At 72.7% G+C, this 13,926-nt stretch carries 12 protein-coding genes; 6 read left to right on the top strand and 6 right to left on the bottom strand.

Annotated features, from left to right (window positions below; all coding sequences use genetic code 11):
* Window positions 1–5: 5 nt before the first annotated feature.
* Entirely contained in the window at window positions 6–1,589 is a 1,584-nt protein-coding gene (gene dacB, locus Q2K16_RS26840) for a D-alanyl-D-alanine carboxypeptidase/D-alanyl-D-alanine endopeptidase (RefSeq protein WP_302740922.1), read from the bottom strand.
* A gap of 312 nt (window positions 1,590–1,901) precedes the next feature.
* Here dacB and Q2K16_RS26845 point away from each other — a divergent pair, with 312 nt between their 5' ends.
* The gene (locus tag Q2K16_RS26845) at window positions 1,902–2,183 is read left to right on the top strand and encodes an adhesin (RefSeq protein WP_088641796.1); all 282 of its coding nucleotides are present in this window, start codon (window positions 1,902–1,904) and stop codon (window positions 2,181–2,183) included.
* 136 nt (window positions 2,184–2,319) lie between these two features.
* On the opposite strand, the gene Q2K16_RS26850 is transcribed toward Q2K16_RS26845, so the two are convergent.
* Window positions 2,320–3,009 carry a response regulator transcription factor gene (locus Q2K16_RS26850; RefSeq protein WP_302740923.1) on the bottom strand — a complete coding sequence of 230 codons (690 nt, stop codon included), beginning with the start codon at window positions 3,007–3,009 and terminating at the stop codon, window positions 2,320–2,322.
* A 289-nt stretch (window positions 3,010–3,298) separates the two neighbouring features.
* On the opposite strand from Q2K16_RS26850, the gene Q2K16_RS26855 reads away from it, so the two are divergent.
* A complete protein-coding gene (locus Q2K16_RS26855; RefSeq protein WP_302740924.1) occupies window positions 3,299–3,706 on the top strand; it encodes a hypothetical protein in 408 nt (135 codons plus the stop codon).
* A 266-nt stretch (window positions 3,707–3,972) separates the two neighbouring features.
* The gene (locus Q2K16_RS26860) at window positions 3,973–4,365 is read left to right on the top strand and encodes a cupin domain-containing protein (protein ID WP_088641792.1); all 393 of its coding nucleotides are present in this window, start codon (window positions 3,973–3,975) and stop codon (window positions 4,363–4,365) included.
* Between the two features lie 51 nt (window positions 4,366–4,416).
* Here Q2K16_RS26860 and Q2K16_RS26865 read toward each other — a convergent pair whose 3' ends face one another.
* Entirely contained in the window at window positions 4,417–5,604 is a 1,188-nt protein-coding gene (locus Q2K16_RS26865; protein ID WP_302740925.1) for a threonine synthase, read from the bottom strand.
* 115 nt (window positions 5,605–5,719) lie between these two features.
* Between Q2K16_RS26865 and Q2K16_RS26870 the strand changes: the two genes are divergently transcribed.
* Entirely contained in the window at window positions 5,720–6,502 is a 783-nt protein-coding gene (locus tag Q2K16_RS26870; protein WP_302740926.1) for an aldo/keto reductase, read from the top strand.
* Between the two features lie 73 nt (window positions 6,503–6,575).
* Here Q2K16_RS26870 and Q2K16_RS26875 read toward each other — a convergent pair whose 3' ends face one another.
* Window positions 6,576–7,703, bottom strand: coding sequence for a glycoside hydrolase family 12 protein (locus tag Q2K16_RS26875; RefSeq protein ID WP_302740927.1), 1,128 nt, complete (start codon window positions 7,701–7,703; stop codon window positions 6,576–6,578).
* A 153-nt stretch (window positions 7,704–7,856) separates the two neighbouring features.
* A complete protein-coding gene (locus Q2K16_RS26880; protein WP_302740928.1) occupies window positions 7,857–8,636 on the bottom strand; it encodes an IclR family transcriptional regulator in 780 nt (259 codons plus the stop codon).
* A 194-nt stretch (window positions 8,637–8,830) separates the two neighbouring features.
* On the opposite strand from Q2K16_RS26880, the gene Q2K16_RS26885 reads away from it, so the two are divergent.
* Together Q2K16_RS26885 and ctaD are read left to right on the top strand one after the other, a co-directional pair.
* On the top strand, window positions 8,831–9,937 hold the full coding sequence (locus Q2K16_RS26885; RefSeq protein ID WP_302740929.1) for an FAD-dependent monooxygenase: 1,107 nt from the start codon (window positions 8,831–8,833) through the stop codon (window positions 9,935–9,937).
* 137 nt (window positions 9,938–10,074) lie between these two features.
* Window positions 10,075–11,832: an aa3-type cytochrome oxidase subunit I gene (ctaD, locus tag Q2K16_RS26890; RefSeq protein ID WP_302740930.1), complete on the top strand. Its 1,758-nt coding sequence runs from the start codon at window positions 10,075–10,077 to the stop codon at window positions 11,830–11,832.
* A gap of 791 nt (window positions 11,833–12,623) precedes the next feature.
* Here ctaD and Q2K16_RS26895 read toward each other — a convergent pair.
* Complete coding sequence (locus Q2K16_RS26895) at window positions 12,624–13,871, bottom strand: MFS transporter (protein WP_302740931.1); 1,248 nt, start codon at window positions 13,869–13,871, stop codon at window positions 12,624–12,626.
* Between the last annotated feature and the right edge of the window lie 55 nt (window positions 13,872–13,926).

A 13,926-nucleotide genomic window follows, 5' to 3' on the forward strand; every position in this document is an offset into this window, starting at 1 on the left:
CCGGCTCAGCAGACGATCGGCTTGACCCAGGAACACTCCCGGCCCTCGGGCGCCCGGGGCGTCTCCGGGGCCACCGGCGGGGTGACCCGCGCCGACCCGCCGTCCCCCTCGCGGTAGCTGGCCAGCGCGATGGCGATCTGATCCTCCAGCCCCTTGACCGACGAGGTCAGGTAGTTGTTGAACACCACCGAGAAGGCGAGCAGCCGGCCGTCGGCGTCGGTGGCGTAGCCGGAGAGGCCCGACACCCCGGTCAGGCTGCCGGTCTTGGCGCGCACGTTGTCCGCCGCCGGGGTGCCGCGCATCCGGCTGCGCAGGGTGCCACCGACGAGGCGGTCGGGGTTGCCGGCGACCGGCAGGGCCGCGTACCAGGTGTCGAACCAGGGTTCCCGGCGGACGGCGGCGAGCAGCGCGACGAACTCGCCGGCCGGGATCAGGTTGCGCCGGGACAACCCCGAGCCGTCGAGCTGACGCAGGACGCCGGTGTCCACTCCGGTGTCGGCGACGTACTCGCTGATCGCGGCCAGCCCGACCGGCCAGCTTCCCGACCCGGAGATGACCCGGCCGATCTCCTTGGTCAGCACCTCGGCGTGCCCGTTGTTGGACAGTTTGAGGAAGGGCACCAGCAGCTCGGCCAGGGTCATCGAGTCGTGCCGGGCCACCGGGGTGGCGTCCGTCGGGGTGGCCCGGCCGGGCACCGTACGCCCGAGCACCCGCACCCCGTGCCGGCGCAGCGCGTCCCGGAAGACGGCGGCGGCGTAGCCGGTGGGCTCCCAGACGGTCATCCAGTCGTCGACCGCCGCCGCGCCGGCCGCGATCCGGCCGGTGACCACGATGGTGTTGCCGCCGTGCGTCCGCTCGAACGACAGCGTCGTCTCGCCGTCGGCCACCGTCTCGGCCCGGTTGTCGATCCGCAGGTAGCCGTTGGGCGGAGTCATGGTGACCACCGGTCGCGCCCCGGCCCTGCCCGCCGGGGCGGCCCGCACGATCACCGTGCCCGCGTCGTAGTCGGTGTCCGGTGCGAGGGTCAGCGCGGAGACCTGCGCGGCGTAGTAGTACGACTCGTCGTCCCAGGCCCACTCCGGGCCGAGCCGGGTGGCGTCGTAGCGGCTGTCGTCGGCGACCAGGTTGCCGGTCACCATCCGTACCCCGCTCTCGGCGACCTGGGCGGCCAGCGCGTCGTAGTCGGCGGCCAGCATCGTCGGGTCGCCCCCGCCGCGCAGGTAGAGGTTGCCGGAGACGAGCCCGGCCCGGCGGCGGCCGTCGGTGAGCACGTCGGTGCCGAACCGGTGCCCGGGGCCGAGCAGCGCCAGGGCCGCCGTCGAGGTCAACAGCTTGGTGTTGGAGGCGGGCACCAGGCGGCGGTCGCCGTTGCGGTCGTAGAGGGTCCGGCCGGTGGTGGTGTCCACCACGACCACCCCGGCCTGCGCCCCGGCGAGCAGTGGGTCGGCGAGGACGGCGTCGATGGTGGCGTGCAGCCGGGTGGCCGCCGGTGTGGGTGACTCGGCGGTCGCCGGCAGCGCACCGGCGGCGGCCACGGTGGCGACCAGCGCCACCAGCGCCAGCGTCCGGGGGAAGAGACGACGATGCATGCGACGACGCTGTCACGAAGGTTTCCGTCGGGCAAGGCTCGACGCCGTAGATTTTCTTCCGTGGCTGGTGGCCCGGGTCGGTGGTCCGCCGGTGCGGTCAGGTCGGGTCCGGCGCGGCCGGGTCGGGGGCGTCGGGTTCGGCGCGGAAGTGCCGGCTCGTCTATTTGACGAACCCCTGGTCAGGGGGCACGGTGGGGGAGAGGGCCGCGTGGCGGCGCCCCCGGAACCGCCCGGCGGGCACCGGCCCGCCGCAGGGGGCGCGCATCTGTCGTCGCGCCACGTTCCGCCCGACAACTCCCAAGGAGTCCCATCATGCTCACCATGACCGACAACGCCGTGCTCGTGATCCGTGACCTCGCGGCCCAGCAGGACGTCGCCCAGGACGGTGGGCTGCGGATCGCCGCCGACACCGAGGCCGGCGCGCTCACCATCGAACTGGTGCCCGTGCCGGCGCAGGGCGACCAGGTGGTCGACACCGAGGGGGCGCGCATCTTCCTCGACGCCGAGGCCGCCGAACTGCTCAACGACAGCTCGGTCGACGCCTCCGTCGACGACGAGGGCGTGGTGCAGTTCGGGTTCACCGAGCAGGAGTGACCAGGTCAGCGGCCCCGCCGGTGCTCACCGCCCCGATGCGGGCGGGCGAACCCGGCACCGTCCTCGACGGGTGCCGGCGGGCCGCGACGCCGCCCGCCGGCCGGGCCGGTCGACGCCGCCGGCACGTGCGCCACCGCTACGCCCCGGGCGCGGCGAGCCGCACCCCGACGCCGCGTACGGTGTGCAGGTAGCGGGGTTGCTGGGCGCTCTCCCCGAGCTTGCGGCGCAGCCAGGACAGGTGCACGTCGACGGTCTTGTCCGCCCCGCCGTAGGGGATCTGCCAGACCTCGGTGAGCAGTTCCCGTTTGGTCACCACCGTGCCGGGGCGGCCGGCGAGGTGGTGCAGCAGGTCGAACTCGCGCGGGGTCAGCTCCACCGGTGTGCCGTCCAGGGTGACCTGGCGGGCGCGCGGATCGATGCGCAGCCCGCCGACCACCAGCACGGGCCCGCCGTCGGGCCGCTCGGCCCCGCCCCGGCGCAGCACCGCCCGGACCCGGGCGTCGAGCTGGGCGGCGGTGAACGGCTTGACCAGGTAGTCGTCCGCACCGGCGTCGAGCAGCCGGACGATCTCCCGTTCGTCGTCCCGGGCGGTGGCCACGATCACCGGCACGGCGCTGACCGCGCGCAGCATCCGCAGCAGTTCGCCACCGTCGAGGTCGGGCAGGCCGAGGTCGAGCACGACGAGGTCGGGCCGGTCGTCGAGGGTGTGCCGCAGCCCTTGCATCGCGGTCGACGCGGCGGCCACCGCGTGCCCCCGGTCGCGCAGCGCCCGGACCAGCGGGGTGCGGATGGTCAGGTCGTCCTCGACGAGCAGCAGGCGGGCCACCCCAGCAGGCTAGCCCCGGGCGGGGACCCCGGCCGTCGACCGGCGCGGTCGGCCGGTCCGGCGTCCGTTCGTCGGGCCGGTGCCGCCACCGCCGTCGGCGGCGACGGATCACGCGCGGAAACATTTTCGCAGCTCAGGGTAGCTGGATGTCAGGTAAAGGACAGTTGGGCGGGTGGTCGCAAAAGGTGTAACCGACATATTTTCGAGGTACGGATCCGCTCGGTCGGCGCGGATCGCCATCCCCCCATCGCTCCCGGCCCGCAGGTGGCCGGCAGGCAGGAGCACCACGATGTCCAGCACCGGTTCCCGGCGTCGTCCGGTCAACCAGCCCGTACCCTGCCGCAACGACCTGGCCATGGCCGATGCCCAACTGGCCGGTGACCGGCGGGTGGGCCTGCCCGCCTCGGCCCGGATGCTCTACGCCGTGGTGCACGCCAACGGCACCCTGGCCCGAGGGCTCGGCGCGGCGTCGGCCACCCGGCTCGCCCCCGGCATGTACCAGGTCGTCTTCGACCAGGACGTGAGTTACGCCGGCTACGTGGGCACGATCGGGTTGGCCGGCAGCGCCGGGCTCGCGCCGCCCGGCGGGATCAGCGTGGTCGGTCGGACGGGAATCCCGAACGGGGTGTTCGTCAAGACGTTCGCCACCGACGGCAGCGTCTCGGACCGTCCGTTCCACCTGGCGGTCCTGGCCTGAGGCCGGCGGATACGGGCGCACGGCGCCGTACGGCACACCGGCCGTCCGTCGCCGCGCTCCGACCGTCTCCCACCACCGCAGCCATTCCGGCGGTACGCCAGCGGGGACCTGGTGCGACCGGTGCGGTGCCCCGCGCCGGTCTGGGGTGCTCGATGCCCGATCCGGCGGCGCGCAAACCTGCCCGGGGCCGGGAATTGCCCCATCTGCACGACGCGGCATCCCCCCGACGCGGCGTGATCCGTTGTCGTTGCGGGTATGAGCGGGACATGGAGCATTTCACGATCGCGACGGTCGCCCAGAAGAGCCCGGACTTCCGCCGGGTGCTCTGGACCGGCGAGAAGACCCAGTTGGTGATCATGACCATTCCGCCGGGCGGGGAGATCGGTGAGGAGGTCCACGACGGGATCGACCAGATCCTGACCTTCGTCAGCGGCACCGCCGAGGCCCGGGTCGGCGGGGAGACCCGGGACGTCGCCCAGGGCGACCTGGTGGTGGTGCCGGCCGGGACGAAGCACAACTTCGTCAACACCGGGCCCAACCCGCTGGTCCTCTACACCGTCTACGGCCCGCCGGAGCACGCCGACCAGGTGGTGCACCACACCAAGGAGGAGGCCGACGCGGCGGAGGCCGCCGGCGAGGACGAACCGCCGACGTCCTGACCCGCAGCCGCCGCACCGGCGCCCCGCCACCGGGGGACGCCGGTGCGGCGGTCAGCCCACGGGTACGGCGGAGACGTCCACCGTCTCCGGATACTTCAACCCCGACCCCGTGTTCAGCACCACCACCCGCTCGTCGGGGCGGATCCAGCCCCCGGCCCGCAGGTGCCGGGCGGCGGTGAGGCAGGCCGCCCCCTCGGGGCAGAGCAGCAGCCCCTCCCGGGCGGCGAACTCCCGCAGGTCGGTGAGGATCTCCGCGTCGTCGACGGCGACCGCCGTTCCGCCGCTCTCCCGCAGCGCGGTCAGGACCAGTTCGTCGCCGAGCGGGGCCGGCACGGTGATCCCGAACGCCACGGTGCGCGCGTCGGTCCAGGGGCGGGCCCGCTCCTCACCGGCGGCGAACGCCCGGACGATCGGCGCGCAGCCCGTCGACTGCACCGCCACCAGCCGGGGCAGCCGGTCGCTCACCCAGCCGAGTTCGCGCAGCTCGTGCAGGGCCTTGTGGATGCCGATCAGGCCCACCCCGCCACCGGTGGGATAGATGATCACGTCGGGCACCTGCCAGCCGAGCTGCTCGACGATCTCGTACCCCATCGTCTTCTTGCCCTCCAGCCGGTAGGGCTCGCGCAGCGTGCCGGCGTCGAAGACCGCCCCGTCCGCGTCGGCCACCAGCTCGGCCACCCGGCGTCCGGCGTCGCTGATCAACCCGTCCACCAGGAGCAGGTCGGCGCCGGCGGCCACGCACTCGCGGCGGCAGATGGTCGGGGCGTCCAGCGGCATCACGACGGTCGCGGCCATCCCGGCCCGCGCCGCGTACGTCGCCCAGGCCGCTCCGGCGTTGCCGTTGGTGGGCATGGCGAACCGTCGAACGCCCAACTCGCGGGCCCGGCTCACGCCGACGGCGGCGCCCCGGGCCTTGAACGACCCGGTCGGGGTGAGCCCCTCGTCCTTGACGATCAGGTCGGCGACGCCGATCTCGTGGCCGTACGCCGGCGCGCGCCACAGCGGCGTCCAGCCCTCACCCAACGTGGTGACGTGCCGCTCGTCGGCGACCGGCAGCAGTTCCCGGTAGCGCCACAGGTCGGCCGGGCGCAGCCCGAACCGTTCGGGCGTCACGGCGGCGGCCACCGCCGCCAGGTCGTAGCGGGCCAGCAGCGGTGACCCGCAGCCACACAGGTTGGTAAGCCGGTGGGCGTCGTGCTCCCGGCCGCAACGGGGACACTCCAGGTGGGTCAGGTACACGATGCTCCTCGCCGTCGGCCCGGTCGGTGCTCGGCACACCGGCATTCTCCGGCAATCGGCCCGGGTTCGCCGCTCGCCCGGCATGCCCACGCCGATCACGGGTAGAACCGTCGGCATGGACCTCGACCAACCCACCGTCGGTCTCCCCGGCGACGTCCGGATGCCGCTGCTCGGCTTCGGCACCTGGCAGGCGACCGGCCGGGCCGGCTACGACGCCGTGCTGGCCGCGTTGGACGCCGGCTACCGGCACATCGACACCGCCACCATGTACGGCAACGAGGAGGAGGTGGGCCGGGCGGTGCGGGAGAGCGGGCTGCGCCGCGAGGACGTCTTCATCACCACCAAGCTGCCGCCGGACCGGGTCGGCCGGGAACGGGAGACGATCGAGGCGAGCCTGCGGGCGCTGGGCACCGACCATGTCGACCTCTGGTTGATCCACTGGCCGCCGTCGTCGCCGTCGGACAGCATCCCGGTCTGGCGTGAGCTGCTGGCCGCCCGGGACGCGAACCTCACCCGGGCGGTGGGGGTGAGCAACTACGCCACCGCCCAGCTCGACGAGCTGATCCAGGCGACCGAGGAGAACCCGGCGGTCAACCAGATCAGGTGGAGCCCGTCGCTGTACGACCGGCAGCGGCACGCCGAGCACCGGGACCGGGGGATCGTGCTGGAGGGCTACAGCCCGTTCAAGACCAGCGACCTGGCCGAGCCGGTGCTGACCCGGATCGCCGCCGCGCACGATGTCTCCCCGGCGCAGGTGGTGCTGCGGTGGCACGTCGACCACGAGATCGTGGTGATCCCCAAGTCGGTGACCCCGGAACGCATCCGCGCCAACGTCGACATCTTCGACTTCTCGCTCACCGCCGAGGAGATGCGCGACATCGACGCCCTGGGCGGTTGAGCCCGGCACCCGGACGGTTCGCGGGGGCGTGACCTGCCGGCCACGCCCCCGCGTGGTGGTGGGTGGTGTGGGGTCAGGCGCGGGAGCAGGCGACGCCGTTGAGCGAGAAGCTGGTCGGCGTCGAGTACGTCCCGTTCAGCGAGCCCTGGTAGCCGAAGCTGGCGGTGCCACCGGGGGAGATGCTGGCGTTGTGCGAGGCGTTGCGCGCGGTCACCGTGGACCCGCTCTGGGTGACGGTGGCGTTCCAGGAACTGGTGACCTGCTGCCCGTTGGGCAGGTTGTAGGTCAGCGTCCAGCCGTTGATGGCGCTGGAGCCCCGGTTGGTGATCGTCACGTCGGCGGTGAACCCGTTGTTCCACGAGTTGGACGTGTACTTCACCGCGCAGCCGCCGCCGTTGGCCGGCGGCGTGGTCGGCGGGGCGGTGGTGGGCGGCGGGGTGCCACCGGTGTTGACGGTCTGGGAGAAGCTGGTGACGGCCAGCCCGGCGCCGCCCTGCCAGGGCTCGAAACCGGCCTGGATGCTGGTCAGGTACCAGTCGTTGGTGATCGCCCCACGGTTGCGGGTGTCGGCGATGAAGTCCAGCACGTTGAAGCTCATGGACCCGATGGCCGACGGCGCGACGTACGAGATGACGTTGTTGCCGCCGTTGTTGCCGCGCCACACCTCCCAGCTGCGGCCCGCGATGTTCGTGTTGCCCACCGGCGAGCCGATCGGCTGGATGCTGCCCTGCCGGTTGAACCAGATCATGATCTCCATCGCGTTGACCCCGTCCCGCTTGGGCGACGGGTCGAGCCAGATGTCGTAGGCGGCGTCGTAGATCGCGCCGCCGACGTAGTTGAAGGAGATGCTGCCGGGCGCGCTGCTGATCGACTTCACCTGGGCGGGCAGGTTGGTGCCCGGCGAGCAGTTGGTGTAGTGGCAGCCGACGAAGATCGACGGGTACGACACCGGCGCGCCGTTGGTCGGCGCGGAACCCTGCTGGCTGGTGATGCTGAACCCGCTGCCGGTCACGTTGATGCACTGTTGGGCGGTGGTGCCCCAGCGGTTGTTCTGCACCACGTACTTGCCGCCGATGACGGTCGAGCCGTACTGCTCGCAGATCTGGGTGTCGGCGGAGGCGGTGCCGCCGACGGCGACGGCCACGATCGTGCCGACGGCCAGGAGGCCGGCGGCGGCGAGGGCCCGCAATGGACGCTTCATGATGCTCCTTGGCTGCGGCGCGGACGCCGGAGGTGTCTCGGACCTGACCGGGAGCGCTCCCACGGTCGCAAACACATTTACATACTTGAAACTGTGATGCAACTGAACCGGTTAAGTCGGCTGCCGATCTCGTCCACGTACGTGAACCGCGTTCTACAGGTTGGGTGCGAAGAGCGTGCGCGCCATCCGGATCTGCGCCACCGCCTCCCGCAGCACCGCCGCCAGCCGCGTCCGCGCCTCCGGCCCCAGCCGGTCCACCGGCGCGGCCACCGAGATCGCGTCCACCGTCGGCTCCCGCAGCGGTACGGCCACCGCCACCGCGGCCAGCCCCGGACTGCACTCCTCCCACTCCTCGGCCCAGCCCCGCCGCCGCACCGCGGCCAGCTCGGTGCGGAGCGCCTCCGGTGTGGTGACCGTCCGCCCGGTGACCGCCGGCAGTGGCCACTGCAACAGCCGGTCGACCTCCTCGTCGGACCGCGCGGCGAGCAGCGCCTTGCCGGCCGCGGTGGCGTGCGCGGGCAGCCGGCGACCCACCGCGCAGACCGGCCTGACGACGTGCGCCGAGTCCCGCCGCGCCAGCAGCACCACCGCGCCCCGGTCGAGCCGGTAGAGCTGCACCGTCTCCCCGGAACACTCGGCCAGTCGGTCCAGGGTCACCTCGTACAGGGCGGCGAGGTCCGCGCCGGCCAGGAACGTCGCGCCCACCTCCAGCGCCCGCAACCCCACCGAGAACCGGGTGCCGGTCGGGTCGGCGGCCACCCACTCACGGTCCAGCAGGGTCCGCAGGATGGCGTGCAGGCTGCTCTTGGGGATGCCCAGGGCCCGGCTCAGCTCCACCGGTGAGCGGGGGCCGTCCGGGGTGGCGAGCGCCTCCAGCACGTCCAACGCCCGCCCCGCCGACTTGACCGAGCGGTATGACTCGTCCGTCGTCACGCCGTCACTGTAGTGAGACGGACGACATCCGGCCGATGGGTATTCTTCGATCGAACCTCGTTCAGCTGGCTGGACAACTTTCTGTCCAGTTCGGAGCGGTCGGGTGGGGATCATCGACTCTGGTGTGCGTCGATCGCGCGGAGTAGTGTCTTGCCTTCACCGCGTACCGATCCCCTCCGGAGGCGTACACCACCATGCGTGGCTTCCCCCTGCGCATCCTCGTCGTCGGCGCGGGCATCGCCGGTCTGGCCGTCGCCCGGGCCCTGCGGTTGGCCGGCTTCCGGCCGGACGTCACCGAGAAACTCCCCCCGAACGAACTGGCCGACACCGGCCTCTACCTGCCCGGCAACGCCGCCCGTGCGCTGCGCCGGCTCGACCTCGACGGACCGGTCCGCCCGCTCGGGCAGGTGATCCACCGCCAACGCTTCCTCGACGCCGCCGGCGACCCGCTCTGCGAGGTGGACCTCGACACGCTCTGGGCCGAGGTGGGGGAGTGCCGGGCGCTGCCCCGCCGCGACCTCTACCAGGTGCTGCTCAGCGGGGCCGGGGGCGCCGTCCGGCACGGGGCCGAGGTGAGCACCGTCGAACTGCTGCCGGCCGGGGTCGCGGTCACCTTCACCGACGGCACCGGCGGCGAGTACGACCTGGTGATCGGTGCCGACGGCCCCCGCTCGGCGGTCCGTTCCCTGGCCGCGCTCGGCGGTCCGCCCCGCCCCGCCGGCCAGGTGGTCTACCGGGGCGTGGTGCGCGACGGCCCGGACGTGGCCGACTGGACGGCGCTGCTCGGCCGGCGGGCCAGCTTCCTCGTGGTGCCGCTGGGCGCCGGTCGGCTCTACTGCTATGCCGACGAGGCCGGCGCCGTCGCCCCGGCCGACCCGGTCGCCCGGCTGCACGAACTGTTCGGCGACTACGGCGGCCCGGTCCCGGCGGTGCTGGCCGCCTGGCGCGACGTGCAGGTCGGGCTCACCGACGAGGTCGAGTTGGGCCGCTGGCACCGGGGCCGGGTGCTACTGGTCGGCGACGCCGCGCACGCCACCGCACCCACCCTGTCCCAGGGGATCGCGATGGCGCTGGAGGACGCGGTGGTCCTCGCCGAGTCGCTCCGCGCCGCCGGCAGCGTCGAGGCGGCCCTGGTCGCGTACGAGAGCCGCCGTCGTCCGCGTACCCGATGGGTGCGGGACCGGACCCGCGACCGCAACCGCACCCGGGACGTGCCGCCGGCGCTGCGCGACCCTCTGCTGCGCGGGCGGGGCGGGCGGATCTTCGGCGAGCACTACCGCCTCCTGGTCGGCCCGCTGTAGGTGCCACGGGTGACCGGACATGGTGCCAGAGCACCCCGAGCGGTGCTGCCACCTGCCGGGGACTAACATCCTTTCGGATGACGGCCCGCAGCTGACGAGGCGTGCCGAGCGGGACAACCGAGAACCGGAGGCCATTCGTGACCACCGTCGCACCCAAGCCGGTCGTGACCCGGCCATGGCCGGTCCGAGAGCCGGTCAAGGGGTCGGCCATCGCGCGGCTGCTGCGCACCACGGACGCGAAGCAGATCGGGATCATGTACATGGTCACCGCGTTCGTGTTCTTCATGATCGGTGGCCTGATGGCCCTGATCATGCGAGCCGAGCTGGCGCGGCCGGGCATGCAGTTCCTGTCGCCGGAGCAGTACAACCAGCTGTTCACCATGCACGGCACGATCATGCTGCTGTTCTTCGCGACGCCTATCGTGTTCGCGTTCGCCAACTACGTCGTGCCGTTGCAGATCGGCGCCCCCGACGTCTCGTTCCCCCGGCTGAACGCCTTCGCCTACTGGCTGTACCTGTTCGGCGGCACGATGGCGACCGCCGGTTTCATCAGCCCGGGTGGCGCCGCCGACTTCGGCTGGACCGCCTACACCCCGCTGAGCAGCATCGAGCACTCGCCAGGCGTCGGCGCGAACATGTGGGTCGTCGGCCTGGCCATCTCGGGTCTGGGCACCATCCTCGGCGCGGTCAACCTGATCACCACGATCCTGACCCTGCGCGCCCCCGGCATGACCATGTTCCGGATGCCGATCTTCACGTGGAACATGCTGGTCACCAGCCTGCTGGCGATCCTGGTCTTCCCGCTGCTGGCCGCCGCGCTCTTCGCGCTGGCCGCGGACCGGCTGCTCGGCGCGCACGTCTACGACCCGGCCACCGGCGGCCCGATGCTGTGGCAGCACCTCTTCTGGTTCTTCGGCCACCCCGAGGTGTACATCATCGCGCTGCCGTTCTTCGGCATCATCACCGAGATCATCCCGGTCTTCTCCCGCAAGCCGATCTTCGGCTACAAGGGTCTCGTCGCCGCCACCATCGCCATCGCCGCCCTGTCGATGAGCGTCTGGGCGCACCACATGTTCGCCACCGGCCAGGTGCTGCTGCCGTTCTTCAGCTTCCTCAGCTACCTGATCGCCGTGCCGACCGGCATGAAGTTCTTCAACTGGATCGGCACCATGTGGCGGGGCCAGATCACCTTCGAGACGCCGATGCTGTTCGCCATCGGCTTCCTGGTGACCTTCCTCTTCGGTGGTCTGACCGGGGTGCTGCTGGCGAGCCCGCCGCTCGACTTCCACCTGCACGACAACTACTTCGTCGTGGCGCACTTCCACTACGTGCTCTTCGGCACCATCGTGTTCGCCGTCTTCGGCGGCATCTACTTCTGGTTCCCGAAGATGTTCGGCCGGATGCTCGACGAGCGCCTGGGCAAGATTCACTTCTGGCTCACGATGATCGGCTTCCACACCACCTTCCTGGTGCAGCACTGGCTCGGTGCCGAGGGCATGCCCCGCCGGTATGCCGACTACCTGCCCAGCGACGGCTTCACCACGCTCAACATGATCTCCACGATCGGCGCGTTCATCACCGGTATCTCGACCCTGCCGTTCATCTGGAACTGCTGGAAGTCGTACAAGACCGGGCCGGTCGTCGAGGTGGACGACCCGTGGGGCCACGGCAACTCGCTGGAGTGGGCGACCAGCTCCCCGCCGCCGCTGCGTAACTTCGACCGGATGCCCCGCATCCGTTCCGAACGCCCGGCGTTCGACGCGAAGTTCCCCGAGCTGGCCGCCGGGCAGAGCCTCGCCGGCCCGCCGGAGGGTGGTGCCAAGCCACTGACCAGCGAGGTCAACGGCGGCGCCAGCTACCGGGAGGACACCGCCGGGAACCTCGACCAGCGCTGACCACCACACCGACACCGCCGACGGGCGTCGTACCCACCCGGGTACGACGCCCGTCGGCTTTCCCGGACCGTTCGGGGTCGACCCGGTGGCCCTTCCGGAACCGACGTGCCCGGTCAGCGCGTCGAGGCCGCATCTTCCGCCGGCCATCCGCTGCCGGCCATCCGCTGCGGTGGCCCAGCATGCGGGTGATCACCCGCCCGGAGTGCTCGCCAACCGGGCAGCATTCTCCGCTGGGTGCCGTCCGCTTCGGCGGTCCCGTCCGTCTGCCGGTCCCGCTGCGGGCGGCGACCGACGATCACCCGGCGGCGTCCCGCGCTGCTGACCCTTCCCGCGCTGCTGGCCCTTCCCGCGCTGCTGACCCTTCCCGCGTCACCGACCCAATCCGTGCCGCCGACCCTTGCCGGGCGGCGACCGATGACCGCGCGGCGGGGGCACGCGCCGCCGACCTTCCGCCGCGCTGCCGGGTGTCGACGACGCCGGCGGCAACGGACCGTGCCGGTCGGGACGTGACATGCCGCCGAAGGGCTCATGACACAGCGGCATAAATATGACTCTGTGGCATATCACTCCACCGAGGGATATGCAGCCGTCGAGCCGTCGAGCCGTCGAGCCGTCGAGCCGTCGAGCCGTCGAGCCGTCGAGCCGCAACGCCGGACCGCTGAACCGCCAGGGCTGGACCGCTGGGCCCCGGGCCGTCGAGCCGACCGCTGGGCTGCCGCGCTGGGCGGCCAGGCCGCCGGCCGGGCCGGCGGGACGGGCCGCCGGGACCGGGCGGTCCGGGGAGGGCGGTGTCAGGGGGTGGCGGGGGTCAGGTCGACGGCGGGATCGCTGGTGGCGGGGGTGACCGCCGGCTCGGTGGCGGCGGTCGCGGGTGGGCGGCGGCGGGGCAGTACCACGGGCAGCACCGCCAGGGTCACCAGCAGCCCCACCGCCCCGGTGACCACGAAGCCCCAGAGCGGCACCGAGGCGTCGATCACCGCTCCGGCCAGTGGAGCGCCGAGCGCGATGCCGACCGTGGTGGCGGAGCCGTGCAGGCCCATCGCCTCACCGCGTACCCCGGCGGGGGCGAGCCGGCTGACCGCGTCGGCGGTGGCGGCGATGGTGGGGGCGCAGAGCGCGCCGGCCGGGAGCAGGGTCAGGCAGAGCAGCCACCAGTGGCCGCCGCCCAACCCGACCGGAATGGTGCAGAGGCTGAGCAGGGCGGCCAGGGCCAGCGGGGAGAAGGAGCGACGGACGGCCCCGTACGCGAAGCCGCCGATCAGCGAGGCGACCGCCCAGGCGGTGAGCACCGCGCCGGTCCAGCCGACCTCGCCGCCGGCCCGCAGCACCGCCACCACCGCCACGTCGGTGCCGCCGAGCACCAGGGTCGCGGCGGCGCTCACCGCGAACACCGCGAGCAGGCGGCTGGTCAGCCACTGCCGCCGGGGCACCCGGGGCTGTGGGCCGACCGGCTCGTCGACGCCGCGCGTAGGCGGGTCGAGCAGCCACAGGACGATGCCCGCGCCGACGATGCCCGCGCCGACCGCCCAGAGCGTGACCCGGGGCGAGACGGCGGTGGCCAGCGCCACGGCCAGCGCCGGCCCGATCATGAAGGACAGCTCCATCGACATCGAGTCCAGCGCGTACGCGGGGCGGCGGCGCTGGGCCGGCACCAGCGCGGCGATCGACTGCCTGACGACCGAGAAGACCGGCAGCGCGAACAGCCCGGCCACGAACGCGGCGGGCAGCAGCAGCGGCAGGCTCAACGTCGGGGCGCTCACCCAGAAGGCCGCCTCGACGACGGTGGTCACGGCGACCACCGGGCGCAGACCACGCCTGTCGACCAGCCGGCCGAGCAGGGGCGAGCCGATGGCCGTGCCGGCGACCGACGCGGCACCGACCAGGCCGGCGGCACCGTAACCCCGGCCCAGCTCCAGCACCACGTAGAAGGTGAGCGTCACCCCCGTCGCGGTGAGCGGGATGCGGGCCAGCACCGCCACCAGCAGCAGGGCCCGCAGGCCGGGTTGGGCCAGGGCCTGCCGGTAAGGCGTCAACGTCATGATGCTCCGTACCTCCGGCGGTCATCCTGAACCGGGGGTACGACATCGGCAAGCG

This window comes from Micromonospora cynarisoli, assembly GCF_030518815.1.
GTDB classification, from domain to species: Bacteria; Actinomycetota; Actinomycetes; order Mycobacteriales; family Micromonosporaceae; genus Micromonospora; species Micromonospora wenchangensis.

Coding starts and splice junctions, on each gene's coding strand:
- Q2K16_RS26870 (WP_302740926.1), top strand. CDS start 5,720: ATGGACCTCGACCAACCCACCGTCGGTCTCCCCGGCGACGTCCGGATG.
- dacB (WP_302740922.1), bottom strand. CDS start 1,589: ATGCATCGTCGTCTCTTCCCCCGGACGCTGGCGCTGGTGGCGCTGGTC.
- Q2K16_RS26855 (WP_302740924.1), top strand. CDS start 3,299: ATGTCCAGCACCGGTTCCCGGCGTCGTCCGGTCAACCAGCCCGTACCC.
- Q2K16_RS26875 (WP_302740927.1), bottom strand. CDS start 7,703: ATGAAGCGTCCATTGCGGGCCCTCGCCGCCGCCGGCCTCCTGGCCGTC.
- Q2K16_RS26860 (WP_088641792.1), top strand. CDS start 3,973: ATGGAGCATTTCACGATCGCGACGGTCGCCCAGAAGAGCCCGGACTTC.
- Q2K16_RS26845 (WP_088641796.1), top strand. CDS start 1,902: ATGCTCACCATGACCGACAACGCCGTGCTCGTGATCCGTGACCTCGCG.
- Q2K16_RS26885 (WP_302740929.1), top strand. CDS start 8,831: ATGCGTGGCTTCCCCCTGCGCATCCTCGTCGTCGGCGCGGGCATCGCC.
- Q2K16_RS26895 (WP_302740931.1), bottom strand. CDS start 13,871: ATGACGTTGACGCCTTACCGGCAGGCCCTGGCCCAACCCGGCCTGCGG.